This window comes from Phaeobacter sp. JH20_02, from assembly GCF_048056915.1.
Classification (GTDB): Bacteria; Pseudomonadota; Alphaproteobacteria; order Rhodobacterales; family Rhodobacteraceae; genus Phaeobacter; species Phaeobacter bryozoorum.
Genome location: NZ_JAYMVP010000022.1, coordinates 412586 through 430734 on the forward strand (window position 1 = coordinate 412586; position 18149 = coordinate 430734).

Annotated in this window: 18 protein-coding genes, 1 tRNA gene and 1 riboswitch; of the genes, 10 read left to right on the plus strand and 9 right to left on the minus strand. The window is 64.0% G+C overall.

Annotated features, from left to right (window positions below):
• Nucleotides 1-76 precede the first annotated feature (76 nt).
• Nucleotides 77-391, minus strand: a complete 315-nt coding sequence (locus VWY34_RS08750) for a DUF6476 family protein (protein WP_416538355.1) — start codon at nt 389-391, stop codon at nt 77-79.
• Between VWY34_RS08750 and VWY34_RS08755 the strand changes: the two genes are divergently transcribed.
• From VWY34_RS08755 to VWY34_RS08765, 3 genes are all read left to right on the plus strand, one after another.
• Nucleotides 390-1424 (plus strand): RluA family pseudouridine synthase, encoded by a 1035-nt coding sequence (locus VWY34_RS08755; RefSeq protein WP_416538356.1) that lies wholly within the window; start codon nt 390-392, stop codon nt 1422-1424. The two genes, VWY34_RS08750 and VWY34_RS08755, sit on opposite strands and share 2 nt — an antisense overlap.
• A 220-nt stretch (nt 1425-1644) precedes the next feature.
• Nucleotides 1645-2541, plus strand: coding sequence for an RNA polymerase sigma factor RpoH (gene rpoH, locus VWY34_RS08760; RefSeq protein WP_340544992.1), 897 nt, complete (start codon nt 1645-1647; stop codon nt 2539-2541).
• 262 nt (nt 2542-2803) lie between these two features.
• Nucleotides 2804-4738 carry a methyl-accepting chemotaxis protein gene (locus VWY34_RS08765; protein ID WP_416549145.1) on the plus strand — a complete coding sequence of 645 codons (1935 nt, stop codon included), beginning with the start codon at nt 2804-2806 and terminating at the stop codon, nt 4736-4738.
• Between the two features lie 294 nt (nt 4739-5032).
• Here the strand turns inward: VWY34_RS08765 and thiD are convergent, their stop codons facing one another.
• From thiD to thiC, 7 genes are read right to left on the minus strand one after another with little or no spacing between them, the layout of a single operon-like run.
• Entirely contained in the window at nt 5033-5827 is a 795-nt protein-coding gene (gene thiD, locus VWY34_RS08770; RefSeq protein ID WP_416544463.1) for a bifunctional hydroxymethylpyrimidine kinase/phosphomethylpyrimidine kinase, read from the minus strand.
• Nucleotides 5824-6813: a ThiF family adenylyltransferase gene (locus VWY34_RS08775; RefSeq protein ID WP_416544464.1), complete on the minus strand. Its 990-nt coding sequence runs from the start codon at nt 6811-6813 to the stop codon at nt 5824-5826. The genes thiD and VWY34_RS08775 overlap by 4 nt, the downstream gene beginning before the upstream one ends.
• Nucleotides 6789-7382 (minus strand): thiamine phosphate synthase, encoded by a 594-nt coding sequence (locus tag VWY34_RS08780; protein WP_416535514.1) that lies wholly within the window; start codon nt 7380-7382, stop codon nt 6789-6791. Before VWY34_RS08780 ends, VWY34_RS08775 begins: the two co-directional genes overlap by 25 nt.
• Nucleotides 7383-7413: 31 nt before the next feature.
• Nucleotides 7414-8181: a thiazole synthase gene (locus tag VWY34_RS08785; RefSeq protein ID WP_416535515.1), complete on the minus strand. Its 768-nt coding sequence runs from the start codon at nt 8179-8181 to the stop codon at nt 7414-7416.
• 2 nt (nt 8182-8183) lie between these two features.
• Nucleotides 8184-8381: a sulfur carrier protein ThiS gene (gene thiS, locus VWY34_RS08790; protein WP_340544998.1), complete on the minus strand. Its 198-nt coding sequence runs from the start codon at nt 8379-8381 to the stop codon at nt 8184-8186.
• Nucleotides 8350-9324: an FAD-dependent oxidoreductase gene (locus VWY34_RS08795; RefSeq protein WP_416544465.1), complete on the minus strand. Its 975-nt coding sequence runs from the start codon at nt 9322-9324 to the stop codon at nt 8350-8352. The genes thiS and VWY34_RS08795 overlap by 32 nt, the downstream gene beginning before the upstream one ends.
• On the minus strand, nt 9321-11135 hold the full coding sequence (gene thiC, locus VWY34_RS08800) for a phosphomethylpyrimidine synthase ThiC (RefSeq protein ID WP_340545000.1): 1815 nt from the start codon (nt 11133-11135) through the stop codon (nt 9321-9323). The genes VWY34_RS08795 and thiC overlap by 4 nt, the downstream gene beginning before the upstream one ends.
• Nucleotides 11136-11256: 121 nt before the next feature.
• A riboswitch (TPP riboswitch) is annotated at nt 11257-11385 on the minus strand.
• Between the two features lie 209 nt (nt 11386-11594).
• Here thiC and bioB point away from each other — a divergent pair.
• From bioB to VWY34_RS08835, 7 genes are all read left to right on the plus strand, one after another.
• A complete protein-coding gene (gene bioB / locus VWY34_RS08805; RefSeq protein ID WP_416535518.1) occupies nt 11595-12572 on the plus strand; it encodes a biotin synthase BioB in 978 nt (325 codons plus the stop codon).
• Nucleotides 12572-13711 carry an 8-amino-7-oxononanoate synthase gene (locus VWY34_RS08810; protein ID WP_416544466.1) on the plus strand — a complete coding sequence of 380 codons (1140 nt, stop codon included), beginning with the start codon at nt 12572-12574 and terminating at the stop codon, nt 13709-13711. The genes bioB and VWY34_RS08810 overlap by 1 nt, the downstream gene beginning before the upstream one ends.
• Entirely contained in the window at nt 13708-14427 is a 720-nt protein-coding gene (gene bioD / locus VWY34_RS08815) for a dethiobiotin synthase (RefSeq protein WP_416544467.1), read from the plus strand. The genes VWY34_RS08810 and bioD overlap by 4 nt, the downstream gene beginning before the upstream one ends.
• Nucleotides 14424-15722, plus strand: a complete 1299-nt coding sequence (gene bioA, locus VWY34_RS08820; RefSeq protein WP_416544468.1) for an adenosylmethionine--8-amino-7-oxononanoate transaminase — start codon at nt 14424-14426, stop codon at nt 15720-15722. The genes bioD and bioA overlap by 4 nt, the downstream gene beginning before the upstream one ends.
• Nucleotides 15723-15725: 3 nt before the next feature.
• The gene (locus tag VWY34_RS08825; protein ID WP_416544469.1) at nt 15726-16346 is read left to right on the plus strand and encodes a pimeloyl-ACP methyl esterase BioG family protein; all 621 of its coding nucleotides are present in this window, start codon (nt 15726-15728) and stop codon (nt 16344-16346) included.
• Nucleotides 16343-17131 carry a methyltransferase gene (locus tag VWY34_RS08830; RefSeq protein ID WP_416549146.1) on the plus strand — a complete coding sequence of 263 codons (789 nt, stop codon included), beginning with the start codon at nt 16343-16345 and terminating at the stop codon, nt 17129-17131. The genes VWY34_RS08825 and VWY34_RS08830 overlap by 4 nt, the downstream gene beginning before the upstream one ends.
• 96 nt (nt 17132-17227) lie before the next feature.
• Nucleotides 17228-17755, plus strand: a complete 528-nt coding sequence (locus tag VWY34_RS08835; RefSeq protein WP_416538100.1) for a DUF2478 domain-containing protein — start codon at nt 17228-17230, stop codon at nt 17753-17755.
• Nucleotides 17756-17979: 224 nt separating this feature from the next.
• On the opposite strand, the gene VWY34_RS08840 is transcribed toward VWY34_RS08835, so the two are convergent.
• A tRNA-Tyr gene (locus tag VWY34_RS08840) sits at nt 17980-18063 on the minus strand.
• Nucleotides 18064-18149: the final 86 nt, after the last annotated feature.

Sequence of the window (18149 nt, forward strand, 5' to 3'; positions counted from 1 at the left end):
AGGCACGACGCCTGTTTTCATGTCGGTAATTCAGCGGCTTACCCTGGGTTAGCCTGCATGAACGAGCCGGTGAAGATCAGTCGCTGACCGGTTGGATCGCCACGCGTTGCTCGATTGCGCCGCTCAGATTGTTCAGGATCAGGATCTCATCCCCATCGGTGACCACAGCAATCCAGCCGTCGCCAAAGGTCACGGCGCGCGCGCTGACCCCCGCTGGCAGCGTCACCGTTTCGGGCAGCTTTGGACCTGACGCAGACAAACGGATGACAAGCAGGGTCAGAACCACTAAGAACCCGCAAATCATGATCACCGTCAATGTGGTCACCATCCGCCGCAGGAAAACCAGCTGGGGCGGTTCACTTTGAATATCTGTCTCAGAAGGATGTGTCATGGCCCGCCGCCGGATCGAGTTTGTCATCGCGGAAAACCCGCCTAAACGGCTTGATAAAGCGGTTTCGCGTGATGTGCCAGAGGAAGCCACCCTGTCGCGCACCCGTCTGGCGCGGCTGATCGAGGCTGGGCAGCTGCAGGTCAATGGCACGGTCGTGACCGACCCCAAGGCCAAGATCGAGGAAGGTGCGCTGATCGAGATCACCGTGGAAGAGGCCGAGGACAGCCACATCGGCCCCGAGGATATCCCGCTTGAGGTGATCTATGAGGATGACGATCTGATCGTTGTCAACAAACCCGCAGGCATGGTTGTCCATCCGGCCCCCGGAACACCATCGGGCACGCTGGTCAACGCATTGCTGCACCATTGCGGCGATAACCTCTCCGGCGTTGGTGGCGTCAAACGCCCCGGCATCGTGCACCGCATCGACAAGGAGACCAGCGGGCTGCTGGTGGTCGCGAAATCCGATGTCGCCCATCAGGGTTTGGCCGCTCAATTCGAGAAACATACGGTCGAACGCTATTACCGCGCTATCTGTTATGGTGTGCCGGATGCCAATGATCCCCGCCTGCGCGGGGTAAAGGGGACGAGCTTTGAACCTGGCAATATCCTCAAACTGACCACACAACTCGCGCGCCATAGAACCGACCGGCAGCGGCAGGCGGTGCTGTTCCAGGGCGGCCGCCATGCTGTCACCCGCGCCCGTATCGTCGACAGCTATGGCACGCCGCCGGTGGTGGCGCTGATCGAATGCTGGCTTGAAACCGGCCGCACCCATCAGATCCGGGTGCATATGGCCCATGCAGGCCATGGGCTGGTCGGCGATCCGGTCTATGGCGGCAAGCGCAAACTTGCCGCAAAATCGCTGCCTGAGGCCACTGCGGCGGCCATCCAGTCATTCCCGCGACAGGCGCTGCATGCTGCGGTTCTGGGCTTTGTCCATCCTGTCACCGGTGACGACATGCGATTTGAAGCGCCGGTACCAGAAGATATGACAGATCTGCTGCAAATGTTGGCAACGCCTGCGGAATAATCACGCCTGCGATCAGCGAGCTCCTGATTTATTGCAGAAAAACCGAGGTCCCGCCGCGCGTTGCGGCGGGTCGATGGTCTGCAACTTGCTGTGAACTTCGTCACAGACCGCTTTTCTTATGATTCCTATAAGAGATAAACTTGGCAACTCTTGAACGGGGCTGTGCGTTAACCCATATGACGAGATGTTAAGTCCTTATACATTGGGAGGGACACAAAGAATGGCAAATTATGCAAATCTGCCCGCACCGACACCCGAAGGCGGGCTGAACCGGTACCTTCAGGAAATCCGCAAGTTCCCGCTGTTGGAACCGGAAGAGGAATATATGCTGGCCAAGCGCTGGGTCGAAGAGCAGGACAGTGCCTCGGCCCATAAGATGGTGACATCGCACCTGCGTCTGGCGGCGAAAATTGCCATGGGCTATCGCGGCTATGGTCTGCCGCAGGCCGAGGTGATCTCCGAAGCCAATGTCGGTTTGATGCAGGCGGTCAAACGCTTTGATCCCGAAAAGGGCTTTCGCCTGGCGACCTATGCCATGTGGTGGATCCGCGCCTCGATCCAGGAATATATCCTGCGGTCCTGGTCGCTGGTGAAACTCGGCACCACGTCGGCGCAGAAGAAGCTGTTCTTCAATCTGCGCAAGGCCAAGGCCCGTATCGGCGCGCTGGAGGAGGGCGACCTGCACCCCGACACCGTCAAGAAGATCGCCACCGACCTCGGCGTGACCGAGACGGAGGTGATTTCGATGAACCGGCGGATGTCCGGCGGCGATGCCTCTCTCAATGCCACCGTCGGCAGCGAGGGCGAAGGCACGATGCAGTGGCAGGACTGGCTGGAGGATGAGGATGCCGATCAGGCCGGCGACTACGAGGCGCGCGATGAGCTTGAGGCCCGCCGCGAGCTGCTCGCCAATGCGCTTGATGTGCTCAACGATCGCGAGAAGGACATTCTGACGCAGCGCCGACTGGCCGATCAGGCGAAAACGCTGGAGGACCTCAGCACGCAATATGGCGTCAGCCGCGAGCGTATCCGCCAGATCGAGGTACGCGCCTTCGAGAAACTTCAAAAGAAGATGCGCGAGCTGGCGTCCGAGAAGGGCATGTTGCCGGTGAGCTGACCCGTCCGGAGCGGCCAGCGAATCGCAGATTAAACGGCCCCCTTTGCGGGGCCGTTTTCCTGTGTCGCGAGGGCCGCCACAGCGCCGCCGCGACCAGCTGCGGCCCGAGGCGGGCGAAGGTTTCCAAACTCTTAAGATAAGAGATTGAAATTCTATGCAATAATGGCGTGAAGCCTGCGATTTTGGGTCTTTGCCTAACGCTTTGTTAGGGGCGCCGGTCCTAGTGTTCGGGGATGTAATTCCTCAAAGGACCAAGTAACCGATGCCGTCCATATTCTTTCGTCTTCCCATCCGTATCTACGCTGTGGTGGCGATGGCACTCGCGCTCTCTGTGCTGCTGACCGTCCTGCTGCTGTCACGCGCAGTCGACAACGCCTATGCCATGCGCGACCGTGAGCTCAGCAATATCATCGATACCTCAATCAGCCTGCTTGCCGATCTTGAGGCGCGGGTACAGTCTGGTGAGCTGACAGCCGAGGAGGCGCGCGCTCAGGGCCGTGAAGTGATCGAGAAAATTCGCTTCGAAACCTCCGGCTACCTCTTTGCATTCGACAAGGAACTTATCGTGCGTGCGCACCCCATGGTGCCAGACTGGGTCGGCACTGACCGGTCCGGCTTCGAAGACGTGAAGGGTATCAGGGTGTTCCAGGAGCTGGGCAAGGTTGCCGCAGCTGATGGTGCCGGCTCGGTCCGCTATTGGTTCCAGAAACCGGGTCAGACCACTCCAGAGCAGAAAATCGGCTATGTGAAGGCCTTTGAACCCTGGGGCTGGGTCATTGGCACCGGCTCCTATGTCTCTGACATTCGGGCGGATCTTGCCCAGATGCGGACCGAAGCGATGGCCACCCTCGCGATCAGCCTGATTCTTCTGGTGATTGCCTCGACGGTCCTGCTGCGCAGTGTTACCGGCCCGATCAACGGTCTGAAGGCGCGGATGGCCACGATGGCCGACGGCGAGACGGCGACGGATGTACCCTATACTCGGGCGCGCAGCGAAATCGGCGAAATGGCCCGAACGCTGGAGGCATTCCGCGGGAAGCTGCAGGAGCAAGACGTGCTGAAAGGCCAGCAGCAGACCCGCGACGCCGAGCGGTCCGATGTTGTGTCGATCATCTCCAGCCGTCTCGCGGCACTGTCGCAGGGCGATCTGACCGTGCGTATCAACGAGACCCTGCCGGAGGATTACGCCCAGCTGCAGCGTGACTTCAACCGCACCGCGGAAACGCTGAGCGCCACTGTGACCCAGGTGATCGACACCGCCGAAAGCATCCGCAACGGCGCCAATGAGATCAGCCAGGCCTCCGACGACCTGTCCAACCGCACCGAAAGCCAGGCCGCCACGCTGGAGGAAACCGCCGCCGCCCTGGACGAGATGACGGCCAGCGTGAAATCCGCCGCCGAAGGTGCCCGCAGTGTCGAAAGCATCATGCAGGAAGCCAAACAGGAGGCCGAAACAAGTGGCACCGTGGTGCAGAGCGCCGTCTCTGCAATGACCGAGATCGAGCAGTCCTCGACCCATATTTCGCAGATCATCGGGGTGATTGACGACATCGCCTTCCAGACCAATCTCCTGGCGCTGAACGCCGGTGTCGAGGCCGCGCGGGCCGGCGAGGCGGGCAAGGGCTTTGCCGTGGTCGCCAGCGAGGTGCGCGCCCTGGCGCAGCGGTCCTCGGATGCGGCGATGGAGATCAAGACGCTGATCGGCGACAGCACCAAGCAGGTGGAGCGAGGCGTTGATCTGGTGGGCAAAACCGGCGATGCGCTGCAAAGCATCGTGGAGCGGGTCGGGCATATCTCGAAACTGGTTTCGGGCATCGCAACCGGTGCCAGCGAACAGTCGACCGGTCTGCATGAGATCAACACCGGCGTGACCCAGCTTGACCAGGTCACCCAGCAGAACGCCGCCATGGTCGAAGAGGCCACTGCCGCCGGGCATATGCTCAATGCCGATGCCACCAAGCTGGCCCAGCTGGTCGCCCATTTCCGGGTCGCGGCGGGGGGCAGACCGGCCTCGGAACCTGCCCGCAAGACCCCAGCAGCGGCCCCGGCGCCGCGGGTCACCAGGAATGACCCCAAACCGGCGGCGCCCAGTGCCCATGGCGATGACTGGGATCTGGAGGCGGTGAAACCGACCCCGGCACCGGCGGTAGCCAGCACCAGTGGCAACGCGGCCAAGGATATCTGGCAGGATTTCTGACCCGGAAACGGGCCTTGAAAGCCAGAACTTCAACGACCGAGACAGAGACCGCGCCGGACCATCCCGGCGCGGTTTTTCCATGCCAGCGGTCTGGGTGGCGGCCTGCCGCGATGATGCCGCGATTCCCCAGTGCTCCAGTGCCATGATCCATCGGCCCTGGTGTGGCGCCGGATGCCGATCGTCGCGATCAACGGCCAATGTCGGTCTCAAAGCGCGCCAGAAATCTGCGGCTGGAAACCGACATCACGGCAGCGAGCACCGGGAAGAGGCGGCGGGGAACCGACCATGCGCCAATCAGGCAGGGATCTCTTTCAGCCATTCATGCACATAGTCGCCAGCCGCCCGGCAGGCTGTCTCGATCTGTTGCGCGGCCATCAGCTGGACTGCGATTGCGGTGGCCAGGGTGCAGCCGGTGCCGCGCTTGGTCTGTTTCAGTCTTGGCCGCGGGAAGGCGACATGGGTGGCGTCGCAGAAAAGATGGTCCACTGCCATCGCGTCGGTCCCATGTCCTCCTTTGATCAGAACCGCTCCGGCGCCCGCCTGGTGAATCTGGCCCGCCTGCGCTGCCATGCCGAAGTGCTGCGGGGCAACGCGGCTCCCACCGGCCGGAACTGCGCCGTGCAAGCCTGGGCATAGCTGCGATGCTTCGTGCAAGTTGGGGGTGATCAGATCGGCGCGGGCCATTAACGGTGCCAGATCACCGGCGTGCATCAGCCGACCGCCTGAACTGCTGCGCAGAACCGGATCCAGCACAACCGGACAACTCGGCGGAAGCAACCGCGCCAGAGTTGCGGCAATTGCCTCGGCAGCTGCCGCGCTTCCGACCATGCCGATCTTTACCGCGCTGATCGGGCCGGTCTCAACAGCGGCCTGTATCTGACCCAGAATACCTTCAACCGGCGTCGGGTAGATCTCCTGCAAGGCCTGGTTGGTCTGCACGGTCACGGCTGTCACCACCGGTCGCAGGCTCAGCGATCGAGCCGCGAACTGCGGGATCATGCGGGCCATCGCCGTGGCGGCGGCGATATCACGGGTCAGCCCGGCGCCGCCGCTGCTGTCGGTGCCTGCGATGATCAGCAGCGCGCTCATTGCCGCCGCCCCGCTGCCAAGAGCGCCAGATCTCCGGCAAAGTCAGGCGCAAGCTCCGCCGCCTTGCGCCAGGCCCGCAGGCCACTATGACAGGCAAGCACAACCCGGCGGTCCGTCGGCAGATCAGCCGCCGTCAACCGATCCGGCAGGATGCGGACAGCGGTCGTCGTGGCCGGTTCAGCGGCCTCATCCTCCGGGCGCAATTCTATCACGTAATCGGCGGTGGTCACGCTGTTCACCCCGATAAAGGGCAGCGACCGCGCAGGCTCTGCAGCCGTGGCGAAATCAAACCCGCCCATCTGAAGCCCGGCAAAGTCGAGGCTGAACATCCGCCCCAGCGGGGTTGGCTGATGGCCCAGTAGCAACTTCAGGGCAAGCTGTGCCTGCAGGGCGCCAATCACCCCGACAACCGGCCCCATAATCCCGGCACTGGCGCAGGTAGCGCTCCTGTCGGGCGGGTCGGGGAAGACGGCGCGCAGCGAGGGGCCGCCCCCGCAAAAGACGCCGACATAACCCGATTGCGCCAGTGCCGACGCGCTGATCAGCGGACGCCCCAGCTGCTGACAGCAATCCGAAAGCGTGTAGGACACCGCATAGCTGTCGGCAGCATCTATCACCAGATCGGCGGGGCCGACCGCAGCGGCGACATTGTCCGGTGTCAGGTCGCGTGCATGGGGGTGCAGCCGCAGCTCCGGCGCCATTGCGATCAGCCGCCTGCGCGCGGCCTCGACCTTGTAGCGGCCAACGTCCGCAAATGTATAGAGTGGCTGGCGTGGCAGGTTGGTTGCCTCAACCCGGTCCCCGTCCATCACCGTGATTTCGCCAATACCGGCACCGGCAAGATATTGCAGAACCGGACAGCCAAGCCCGCCGGCCCCGACAACAAGAATATGGGCGCTGGCCAGCCTCTGCTGTCCCTTGGCGCCCACCTCCGGCAAAGCGGTCTGGCGGTCAAAGCGGCTCATCTCGCGCAGGCCCGGATCCATTCCAGGGTCCGCGCCTCCGGGTTGGCGGCCTGCTGGATATCCGTCACCACGGCAGCGCTGTCTGCACCTGCGGCAAAGACCCCGGGCAGGCGTTCGGGCGTCAGCCCGCCAATGGCAACCAGCGGTGTGTCTCCCGCCATGGCTTTCCACCGGCGCACCCGGTCAAGCCCCTGTGGGGCCCATTTCATCTGTTTCAGCAGGGTTTCATAAACCGGACCAAGCGCCACATACTCAGGGCCATGGGCGAGGGCGCGCTCCAGCTCCGCTTCGTCATGGGTCGACAGGCCAAACCGCACGCCCTTGCGGCGCAGGGCCTCAAAATCGGCCGTGTCCATGTCTTCCTGCCCCAGGTGCACAAAGCTGCAGTTCAGATCCAGTGCGGCCTGCCAATAGTCATTGACCACCAGCTGCGCGCCATGCACGGCGCAGAAATCCCGCGCGCGGGCAATCTGGCGGCGGATCTCCGGCTCCGGCAGGTCTTTCAGCCGCAGCTGCACAAGGCGCACCCCATGGGGAACCAGCAGTTCCAATTGGCTGACATGACCAACGATCAGGTAAAAACGCTCCATTGTCGTCTCCGTGAATAAGGGGGGGCGCAGCTCAGCTTAGCGCTGCGAGGCCAAGAACAGGGGTGGAGGGCACCGCCATATCGCGCCGCTCCATCGGGTCTGCGTGATATCCGGCGCGCCCGGCCTCAATCGCCAGCGCCATGGCGCGCGCCATTCCGGCAGGATCCCCGGCCTTGGCCACAGCGGTGTTCAGCAGCACGGCATCCATGCCCAGCTCCATCGCCTGCGTCGCATCCGACGGGCGGCCAATGCCCGCATCCACGATCAGCGGCACCTCAGGGAAATAGGCCCGCATCGCGCGCAGGCCATCCGGGTTGCGCAAGCCCTGACCGGATCCGATCGGCGCGCCCCAGGGCATCAGCACCTCACAGCCCGCCTCAAGGAGTTTCTCTCCGACCACCAGATCGTCGGTGGTGTAGGGAAAGACCTGAAACCCATCGTCAGACAGCGTACGCGCGGCCTCGACCAGCCCGAACACATCCGGTTGCAGCGTGTCGCAATGGCCGATCACTTCCAGCTTGATCCAGGGCGTGCCGAACAGTTCGCGCGCCATCTGGGCGGTGGTCACTGCTTCCTGCACGGAGTGGCAGCCTGCGGTGTTGGGCAGGATGCGGCAGCCGGTATCGCGCAGGCCGTCCCAGAATCCCGCGCCGGAGCCATCAGCGGTCTCGCGCCGCAGGGAGACGGTGATGATCTCGCAGCCGCTGGTTCTGATTGCTTCGCTCAGGACCACAGGCGAGGGGTATTGGGCGGTGCCCAGCAGCAGCCGCGAGGTGATCTCTTCTCCATAGATCTGCATCGTTATCCCCCCTGCATCGGGGCGAGCACTTCGATGCGGTCGCCCTCGTTCAGCTCGGTGTCAGCGCGTCGGGTGCGGGCCACAAAGGCGCCATTCAGCGCGGTGGCGACCGACGGGCTGATATAGCCCAGCTCGCGCAGCGCAGCTTCCAGCGTCCGGGCGCTCACCTCATGCGCTTTGGCGTTCACGGTGATGTTCATCTGATGTCTCCGGTCTGAGGCGGTCCGCCACCTGCTGCGCCATCGCGGGCGCCAGCAGAAATCCGTGGCGGTACAGCCCGTTGAGGAATAGCGTCCCGCCGTCCTGATGAAGGCGGGGCAGATTGTCGGCAAAGGCGGGGCGCAGCCCGGCGCCGGTTTCCACAACGCTGGCCTCGGCAAAGCACGGGTGCAGGGTGAAGGCTGCATTCAGCAGCTCGCTGAGCGAGCGCAGGGTGACGGCACGGGTGGATGTGCTTTCAACCATGGTGCCGCCGATCATGAACAGCCCGTCGCCGCGTGGGACGAGGTACAGCGGTATTCTCGGGTGCAGCAGCCGCAGGGTGCGGCTGAGCATGACCTCCGGGCAGTGCAGTATCGCCATCTCTCCGCGCACTGGCCGCAGGCCCGTTAGCCGGTCGGCGGCGGCGATGCCCCGGCAGTCGATATCAACGCTTCCCGGCGCATCAGCCCCCAGATAGATCTCAACGCCAAGGGCAGAGACCGCAGCCGCCAGATCCCGGATCGCCTGTCGCGGGTCCAGATGTGCCTCCTGCTCAAAGAACAGCCCCTGCGCAAACCGCCCCGCCAGCGCCGGTTCCAGCTCCGCAATCTCGGCCCCGTCCACGCCCCGGTGGCCGGTGGTGCGGCGGGCAAAGCGGGTCAGCTCGGCCCGGTCGCGGGCAGGCGCCACCATCAGCGTGCCGCGCCTGTGGACGCTCGTGACCTTGGCCCACCAGTCGATGGCGCGGCCACCGAGGGTGATCACGGCCTCCTCGGCGCTTTCGCGTTCGCACCAGGGGGCGAGCATGCCGCCGGCATAGCGCGCGACACTGCCTGCACCGATCGCAGCCGCGCGTTCGTAGATCCGCACGGCGGCCCCGCGCTGCGCCAGCTCATAGGCGCAGGCGAGACCGGCGAGGCCTGCGCCTGCGATGGTGATCATTCCGCCGGTTCCGCAGCCTCAGGTGCAGGCACATAGAGCTCGCCGCCCTCGCGGAACTTGGCCGCCATTGCCTCCATGCCTTCCTTCTGCGCTTCGGCGCGGATGTCGTGGCTGATCCGCATGGAGCAGAACTTCGGCCCGCACATGGAGCAGAAATGCGCCACCTTATGGGCCTGTTTCGGCAGAGTCTGGTCGTGGAATTCGCGCGCAGTATCCGGGTCCAGCGACAGGTTGAACTGATCCTCCCAGCGGAACTCAAACCGCGCGCGGGAGAGCGCATCATCACGCCGCTGCGCCCCCGGCAGACCCTTGGCCAGATCGGCGGCATGGGCTGCGATCTTATAGGTGATCACGCCGGTTTTCACGTCGTCCCGGTCAGGCAGGCCCAGGTGCTCCTTCGGCGTCACGTAGCACAGCATCGCGCAGCCGAACCAGCCGATCATCGCCGCCCCGATGCCGCTGGTGATGTGGTCATAGCCCGGCGCGATGTCGGTGGTCAGCGGCCCCAGCGTATAGAACGGCGCCTCGTGGCAGCACTCCAGCTGCTTGTCCATGTTTTCCTTGATCTTGTGCATGGCGACATGGCCCGGCCCCTCGATCATCACCTGGCAATCCTTTGCCCAGGCGATCTTGGTGAGTTCCCCAAGGGTTTCCAGCTCGGCAAACTGCGCCTCGTCATTGGCATCGGCGATGGAGCCGGGGCGCAAGCCATCACCCAGCGAGAAGCTGACGTCATACTGGCGGCAGATGTCGCAGATCTCCTCGAAATGCTCATAGAGGAAGCTTTCCTTGTGGTGATGCAGGCACCACTTCGCCATGATCGAGCCGCCGCGCGAGACGATCCCGGTCACCCGGTTCACGGTCATCGGCACCATGTGCAGCCGCACACCCGCATGGATGGTGAAATAGTCGACGCCCTGTTCCGCCTGCTCGATCAGCGTGTCGCGGAACACTTCCCAGGTCAGGTCCTCGGCGATGCCGTTCACCTTCTCCAGCGCCTGGTAGATCGGCACGGTGCCGATCGGGACCGGCGAGTTGCGCACGATCCATTCACGGGTGTTGTGGATGTTGCGCCCCGTTGACAGGTCCATCACCGTGTCAGCACCCCAGCGGATCGCCCAGACCAGCTTGTCCACCTCTTCCTCCATCGAGGAGGTGACGGCAGAGGTGCCCATATTGGCGTTGATCTTCACCTTGAAATTGCGGCCGATGATCATCGGCTCGAGTTCGGGGTGGTTGATGTTGGCCGGGATGATGGCGCGACCGGCGGCGATTTCGGAGCGAACGAATTCCGGCGTCACGTAGTCGGGGATATTGGCGCCAAAGTCATTGCCGTCGCGTTTGCCGTGGCAGGGCGACAGCTCGCGCAGCTGGTTTTCGCGGATCGCCACGAATTCCATTTCCGGCGTGATGATACCGGCGCGGGCATAGGCCAGCTGGGTTGGCGCGGCGCCGTCCTTGCCGCGCAGCGGGGCAGGCTTCACCGGGAACTCAGGCACCAGCCGGTCGCCCTCGACAAAACCGTTGTCCTCTGGTTTCACATCGCGGCCCTGATAGCTCTCGACGTCGCCGCGCGCGAGGGTCCACTGGCGGCGCAGGGCGGGCAGGCCCTGTCGGATATCGGTCAGCACGTCAGGGTCGGTGTAGGGGCCGGAGCTGTCATAGACCGGCAGCGGTGCCTCGCCCGCTGTGGGGTGGGTGGCGATCTCGCGCATCGGCACGCGGATGTCCTGATGGACCTCGCCTGCAACGTAGATCTTGCGCGATGCGGGCAGGCCACCTGTGGTGATCTTTGGGTTGGGGACGTTCATTATGGTGCTCCTCGAAGCCTAGACTCAGAAAAGACACCAGATGAGGCTTGGCTCGGGAAACAGAGGGCGCGCGGCCCTCTTGTTCGGTCAACGCAGGGTGGTCGGGGTGTATTTGTCCCGGCGCCGTGCATGCCTAGCTTCCTACGCCAGTATCAACTGGGTCAGGTTCAAAGGGTCGCGCCGCCGGTTTGGGTTGCCCCGCACCAAAACGCCTCTCAGTCCCCTTGGCGGGACTCCCCTGCGTGCCTTAGGGGTAGGGGAGATGCTGTCATCCCGTCAACCTGTAATTTTATAGATTATTTATATCTATAAATAACAATGTACTAAATCCAAGATGCCTCCTCCGGTGGGGCAAATCGCTGCATTGCAGCTTTGCGCTTGATCGGAACCCTGCAAGTTATCTATAAAACCGCAACGCCATCCGCGCATGGCCGACAGGTATAAAGAACAGGAGACAGCATGCTGGACGCTGCACCCATCCGCACCGACTGGACCCGCGAGGAAGCGGAAGCGATCTACAACAAGCCGTTCATGGATCTGCTGTTTGAGGCGCACAGCGTGCACCGACAGTATTTCGACCCCAATCAGGTGCAGAAATCCAAGCTCCTGAGCATCAAGACCGGCGGCTGCGCCGAGGATTGCGCCTATTGCTCGCAGTCGGCGCGCAACGGCGCGCAGCTCTCGGCCTCCAAGCTGATCGAGGTGCAGCGGGTGATTGCCGAGGCCAGGAAAGCCAAGGAAGGCGGCGCGACGCGCTACTGCATGGGGGCCGCCTGGCGCTCGCCCAAGGACCGCGACATGGCCGCACTTGAGGCGATGGTGCAGGGGGTCAAGGATCTGGGCATGGAAACCTGCATGACGCTGGGCATGCTGGACGAGGAACAGGTGTTCCGCCTGCGCGATGCAGGGCTGGATTATTACAACCACAACATCGACACCTCGGAGCGCTACTACTCCGAGATCATCACCACCCGCACCTTTGCCGACCGGATCGACACCCTGAACCGGGTTCGCGAGGCGGGCATCAAGGTCTGCTCCGGCGGCATCGTCGGCATGGGCGAGCAGCAGCTGGACCGCATCGACATGATGCTGGCGCTGGCGACGCTGGAGGTGCATCCGGATTCGGTGCCGGTCAACATGCTGATCCCGATCGCCGACACGCCGCTCGCCAATGTCGAAAAACTGGATCCGATCGAATTCGTCCGCTCCGTGGCGCTGGCCCGCATCCTGATGCCGAAATCCCACGTGCGCCTGTCGGCAGGCCGCACCGATATGTCGGATGAGATGCAGGCGATGTGTTTCTTTGCCGGTGCCAACTCGATCTTTGTGGGCGACACGCTGCTGACCGCAGACAACCCCGAAGAAGACAAGGATCAGCAGCTGTTCGACCGTCTGGGCATCACCGCCATGGCCGCGGGCTGCGACGGCAGCCGCTGATGGCGGGCGCCTTCCCGAGGCATGACAGATCGCTGGAAGCGCTGCGCACACGCGGACGCTACCGGCAACTGATGCCGCGGGACGGGCATGACTTTGCCTCCAACGACTACCTTGGGCTGGCAGGCAGCGATGTGCTGCGCGCCGCCGCTTCAGATGCGCTGGCGCGCGGGGTGCCGGTGGGGGCGGGCGGTTCGCGCCTTTTGCGCGGCAACGATGCGGAGCACCAGCTGCTGGAGACGGAGGCGGCCGCGTTTTTCGGCACCGAGGCGGCGCTGTTCATGGGCGGCGGCTTCAACGCCAATCAGGCGATCTTCTCCACCCTGCCGCAGCAGGGGGATCTGGTGCTCTATGATGCGCTGATCCATGCCAGCACCCATGACGGGATGCGGCTGGGCCGGGCAGAGACCCGCAGCTTTGCCCATGGCGATTCGGAGGATGCTGCACGGGTGCTGAAGACCTGGCGCGCTGAGGGCGGCACGGGCCAGGCCTGGATCGCGGTTGAGGCGGTCTATTCCATGGACGGCGACCTCGCGCCGCTGGGGGCGCTGATGGCGCTGGCGGATGCAGAGGGCGCAGTGCTGGTGGTGGATGAGGCGCATTCGACCGGCGTGTTCGGCGATCTGGGTCGCGGACTGGCACATGACATCGCACACCGCCCCAACGTGTTGTCCTTACACACCTGCGGCAAGGCGCTGGGCGGTTCCGGCGCTTTGATTTGCGGCCAGCGGGTTCTGATCGAAACGCTGATCAACAAGGCGCGCGGCTTCATCTTCGCGACTGCGCCGTTGCCCTTGAACGCGGCATTGGTGCGCGCAGCTTTGCAGGAACTGCAGCAGAACCCCGCCCGCCGCGAACTGGCGTGGCAGGGGATCACCCATGCGCATGATGAGGCCAAACGCCTCTGCGGGCTGGAAGGATTCCAAAGCCAGATCCTGCCGGTGGTGATTGGCGACGATAAGCGCACCATGGCGCTGGCCGCGAGGATGCAGGCCTGCGGCTATGACATCCGCGGCATCCGCCCGCCGACGGTGCCGCGCGGCACCTCGCGGCTGCGGCTGTCGATCACATTGAACACAGGGGCAGAGGTCATCACCCGGATGTTCGAAGACCTCGCCCGAGACATGGAGAGTGCAGCATGAGCGCGCTGATCGTGACCGGAACCGATACCGGCATCGGCAAGACCATCTTTTCCGCCGGTCTGGTGCAGGCGCTCGGTGCCACCTACTGGAAACCGGTGCAGTCGGGGTTGGAGGAGGAGACCGACAGCCAGATCGTCTCCCGCCTGTCGGGCCGCCCGGCGCTGCCGGAGGGATACCTGCTGCAACTGCCCGCCTCGCCGCATTTGTCGGCGGAGGCCGAGGGCGTGGAGATCGACCCGGATACGCTGCCGTTGCCCGAGGTGGATGGCGTGCTGGTGGCCGAGGGCGCGGGCGGGCTGATGGTGCCCTTGAACCGCAAGCTGCTGTACCTCGACCTGTTCGCCCGCTGGCGCGCCCCGGTGATCCTCTGCGCCCGGACGCAGCTGGGGACCATCAACCACACGCTGCTGTCGCTGAGGGCGCTGCGCGATGCAGGCTGTCCGGTGGTCGGCGTGGCCTTCATAGGCGACGCGGAGCCGGCGGTGGAGGAAACCATCTGCCAGTTCGGCCAGGTCGCGCATTTGGGACGGCTGCCCTTCATGGAAGAGCTGAGGGCCACGCCCGAGCCTGGGCGGGTGCGAAGCGCCCTCCCGGGGGGAGGGTCGGGCGCGGCCCGGTCTATCGACCGGACCAGAACGGTGCTCGAAGATACCTTTGCCGAAAGCATCAACGTGGACCTGATCAAGGAGGCCTTGGACCAAGGAGAGATGGCATGAGTGCGGCAGACCTCACCCAGCTGGAATTCGACCAGCAGCACCTCTGGCACCCTTACACCAACGTCGCCAAGCCCGGCCCAACCTTTGTGGTGAAGGAAAGCGAGGGCATGTACATCACCCTGGACGACGGCACCCGGCTGATCGACGCCATGTCGTCCTGGTGGTGCATGATGCACGGCCACAGGAACCCGGCAATCACCAAGGCGATCCACGCCCAGCTCGACACCCTGCCGCATGTGATGTTCGGCGGGCTGACCCATGACCCCGCCATCGACCTGGGCCGCAAGCTCTTGGAGATCGCGCCCGAAAGCCTGACGCGCATTTTTTACTGCGACAGCGGCTCGGTCTCGGTAGAGGTCGCGATGAAGATGGCGGTGCAGTACCAGCACGCTATCGGCCAGCCGGACCGCCAGCAGTTCGCCACCATCCGCGCCGGCTATCACGGCGATACCTGGAAGGCGATGAGCGTCTGCGACCCCGACACCGGCATGCACCACCTGTTCCAGGGCGCGCTGAGCGTGCAGCATTTCGTCTCACGCCCGCCGGTCCGCATCCATGAGGACTGGGTGGACGACCCGGCTCGGAACGGTCTGGGTGAACTGCGCGATGTGCTGGAGGCCAACGCAGAAAGGATCGCTGCCTTCATCCTGGAACCCGTGGTGCAGGGTACTGGCGGTATGTATTTCTACCACCCGGAATATCTCAATCAGGCCCGTATCATCTGCGATGAGCTGGGTATCCTCCTGATCTTCGACGAAATCGCCACCGGCTTTGGCCGCACGGGGGAGCTGTTTGCTACCAATTTTTGCACAGTGGAGCCGGATATCATCTGCCTCGGCAAGGGGCTGACCGGCGGCCATATCTCATTTGCCTGCACCATGACCAATGACCGTGTGGCGGAAGGCATCGGCGGCGGTAATCCCGGCCTGTTCATGCACGGGCCGACCTACATGGGCAACCCGCTGGCCTGTGCGGCCGCGAAGGCCTCGCTGGACTTGCTGACCGGGCAGGACTGGCGCGGCACGGTTGCGGCCATCGGTGAGCAGATGCAGGCCGAACTGGCCCCGGCCCGCGATCTGCCCAATGTGGCCGACGTGCGGGTGCTGGGCGCCATCGGTGTGATTGAGATGAAGCACCGGGTTTCCGCAGACGAGGCGCACGCCCGCGCGCATGAGATGGGCGTGTTCCTGCGCCCCTTCGGCACCAACATCTACACGATGCCGCCCTTCATCACATCGCCGGAGCAACTGAGCGAAATCACCGCAGGCATGCTGCGGCTGGCGCGGGAACTCTAGGCGATGGAATTCCGCTGGCTCAAACAGAACGAGGCAGCCGAGGCCATCGTGGTCTTCGGCGGCTGGGCGATTGGGGCGGATGTTTTTGCGCATCTCACCGGCCCTGAGGATGTTCTGTTTGTCAGCGATTTCCGCAGCCTTGATGCCGATCTCCCCGATCTGTCTGGCTACGATCATGTCACGCTGCTGGCCTGGTCTTTCGGCGTTGCGGGTTATGCCCATTGGCAGCAGGGGCGCGGCGATCCCTTTGATCGCAAGGTCGCGGTCAACGGCACCCTTGCGCCTGTGGACGAGACGCGCGGCATCCCGCCGGAGGTGATGGCCAGGACCGCAGAGGGGCTGAGTGAGCAGAGCTTTGCCCAGTTCCTGCGCCGGACATTCAATGCGCCGCAGCCTCCCCATGAGATCGACATCGACGCCCGCCGGGCCGAGCTGCATGCGGTCGCGCAGCGCGGACCGGCGCCGGCTGTCGGCTTTGATCTGGTCTGGATCGCCGGGCGGGACCGAATCTTTCCGCCCGCAAATCAGCACCGGGCCTGGGCGGGCGTGGCGCTGAGGGAGCTGCCCACAGCCGCCCATGCGCCGTTTGATCACTTCGACAGCTGGCAGGCCCTGCTGTCATGAGGGATCTGCCCCCCCCAACCGTGGATGCCGCCCGCGTGGCCCGCGCCTTTCGCCGTGGGCTTGGGAGCTACCACGCTGCTGCCAGCGCGCAGGCACAGATAGCGGCAGAGCTGTCGGCGCTCCTCGCTGCACATATCGGCACCTCACCCGTCGCACATCTGTTTGAATTCGGGGCAGGGACCGGCCATCTGACCGATGCGCTGTTGCGGGATCTGTCGGTCCGCCATCTCACGCTCAACGACCTTTTGCCAGAGGCAGAGGCAGGCCTTCAGCCGGTTCTGGCAGCGCATGGGCAATCGGCGCTCTTCCTGCCGGGACGGATCGAAACCCTCGCGCTGCCCGAAAACCTGGACCTGATCGCGGCTGCCTCGGTTGTGCAGTGGATCGGCGACCTGCCTTCCCTCCTGCAAGGGTTTGAGACCGCGCTGCGCCCCGGTGGCTGGCTGGCGCTCTCTGGCTTTGGGCACGCGCATTTCCACGAATTGGTCGCGCTGGGGTCCGGGGCGGCGGCGCCCAACTACATGGATCACCACGAATGGGCGCAGCATCTGCCGCCGGGGCTGCGACTGGTCGAGTTGCGGCAGGCTCCGATCGCGCTCTGCTTTGAGACCCCGCGCGCCGTGCTGCGCCACCTGCGGGCAACGGGCGTGAATGGCCAGTCTCGGGGAGGCTGGACCCGCAGAAGACTGCGCCAGTTCGAGGAGGACTATCGTCGCCGCTTTGGCCATCAGGGGGGCGTGCGGCTGACCTATGATCCGGTGCTGATGCTGGCACAGCGTGTCTGATGCCAAAGTCGTGTATCGCGCGGCAATCGGGCCTCTGGCTGTCATGTGCATTTGGGGTTAGCCTGCGGGCACGCAATTTCCTAGCAAGAGGCCACAATGCATCTGTCCTACGTGATGACCCAGGAACGCGGTGCCACCGATAAACTACTCAGCGCCCTGGCGGAGCGGTTGCAGGCCGATGGGCTGCGGTTGGCCGGCATCGTCCAGACCAACACCGAATGCTACGACAGCCAGCTCTGTGACATGGATGTGCGCGTTCTGCCCGCGGGCGAAACCATCCGCATCTCACAGTCTCTCGGCCCCGAGGCACGCGGCTGCCGCCTGAACCCCGAGGCGCTGGAGCGCGCGGTTGGACAGGTCACGGCAGCGCTGGGGCAGGACCCGGCGCCGCAGGTTCTGCTGGTCAATAAATTTGGCAAGCACGAAGCTGACGGGCGCGGGATGCGCCCCGTTATCGGCGAAGCGCTGGCGCGCGGCGCGGTCGTGGTTTCAGGTGTGAACCGGATGAATGTGGAGGCGTTTCAGAGCTTTTCCGACGGGCTGGCACAGGAGGCCGAACCGGACCTTGAGGCGTTGGTAAGCTGGGTCCATTCCGCCGTCGCACAGGCCGAACAGGAGCGCTGAAGCCTTCGCGTCCAACCTCCAATTCGATGAGGCCGGCGCAGATTGCTGCGCCGGTTTTCTTCTGCCGCAGCCACGGATCATCAGCAGATGACATGGAAAGCAGCTCAGCGGCTGAGCGTCTTGATGTGCCGGAATAGTGATATGTATCAGAGGCTTGCGAGATGCGCCCATGGTCCGGGCGGCTGCCACCATCTTCTTGCTTACCGTCACTGAAAGAGAGAAGATGGTGGGCGACCCTGGAATCGAACCAGGCGTGCGTCTCCGCGAGGGAGTTACAGTCCCCTGCCACACCTTGCGGCCTGTCGCCCACAATCAGTTGCGTGTTGCACCTGATGTGGAGGCGTGATTACAAGCAGGCCAAAGGGGCGTCAACAGGAAAATCGCCAGATTTTCA

What these genes read in the sequence shown, in the direction of transcription:
- VWY34_RS08755 (WP_416538356.1), top strand. Translation starts at nt 390, where the DNA reads ATGGCCCGCCGCCGGATCGAGTTTGTCATCGCGGAAAACCCGCCTAAA.
- VWY34_RS08750 (WP_416538355.1), bottom strand. Translation starts at nt 391, where the DNA reads ATGACACATCCTTCTGAGACAGATATTCAAAGTGAACCGCCCCAGCTG.
- rpoH (WP_340544992.1), top strand. Translation starts at nt 1,645, where the DNA reads ATGGCAAATTATGCAAATCTGCCCGCACCGACACCCGAAGGCGGGCTG.
- VWY34_RS08765 (WP_416549145.1), top strand. Translation starts at nt 2,804, where the DNA reads ATGCCGTCCATATTCTTTCGTCTTCCCATCCGTATCTACGCTGTGGTG.
- thiD (WP_416544463.1), bottom strand. Translation starts at nt 5,827, where the DNA reads ATGAGCGCGCTGCTGATCATCGCAGGCACCGACAGCAGCGGCGGCGCC.
- VWY34_RS08775 (WP_416544464.1), bottom strand. Translation starts at nt 6,813, where the DNA reads ATGGATCCGGGCCTGCGCGAGATGAGCCGCTTTGACCGCCAGACCGCT.
- VWY34_RS08780 (WP_416535514.1), bottom strand. Translation starts at nt 7,382, where the DNA reads ATGGAGCGTTTTTACCTGATCGTTGGTCATGTCAGCCAATTGGAACTG.
- VWY34_RS08785 (WP_416535515.1), bottom strand. Translation starts at nt 8,181, where the DNA reads ATGCAGATCTATGGAGAAGAGATCACCTCGCGGCTGCTGCTGGGCACC.
- thiS (WP_340544998.1), bottom strand. Translation starts at nt 8,381, where the DNA reads ATGAACATCACCGTGAACGCCAAAGCGCATGAGGTGAGCGCCCGGACG.
- VWY34_RS08795 (WP_416544465.1), bottom strand. Translation starts at nt 9,324, where the DNA reads ATGATCACCATCGCAGGCGCAGGCCTCGCCGGTCTCGCCTGCGCCTAT.
- thiC (WP_340545000.1), bottom strand. Translation starts at nt 11,135, where the DNA reads ATGAACGTCCCCAACCCAAAGATCACCACAGGTGGCCTGCCCGCATCG.
- bioB (WP_416535518.1), top strand. Translation starts at nt 11,595, where the DNA reads ATGCTGGACGCTGCACCCATCCGCACCGACTGGACCCGCGAGGAAGCG.
- VWY34_RS08810 (WP_416544466.1), top strand. Translation starts at nt 12,572, where the DNA reads ATGGCGGGCGCCTTCCCGAGGCATGACAGATCGCTGGAAGCGCTGCGC.
- bioD (WP_416544467.1), top strand. Translation starts at nt 13,708, where the DNA reads ATGAGCGCGCTGATCGTGACCGGAACCGATACCGGCATCGGCAAGACC.
- bioA (WP_416544468.1), top strand. Translation starts at nt 14,424, where the DNA reads ATGAGTGCGGCAGACCTCACCCAGCTGGAATTCGACCAGCAGCACCTC.
- VWY34_RS08825 (WP_416544469.1), top strand. Translation starts at nt 15,726, where the DNA reads ATGGAATTCCGCTGGCTCAAACAGAACGAGGCAGCCGAGGCCATCGTG.
- VWY34_RS08830 (WP_416549146.1), top strand. Translation starts at nt 16,343, where the DNA reads ATGAGGGATCTGCCCCCCCCAACCGTGGATGCCGCCCGCGTGGCCCGC.
- VWY34_RS08835 (WP_416538100.1), top strand. Translation starts at nt 17,228, where the DNA reads ATGCATCTGTCCTACGTGATGACCCAGGAACGCGGTGCCACCGATAAA.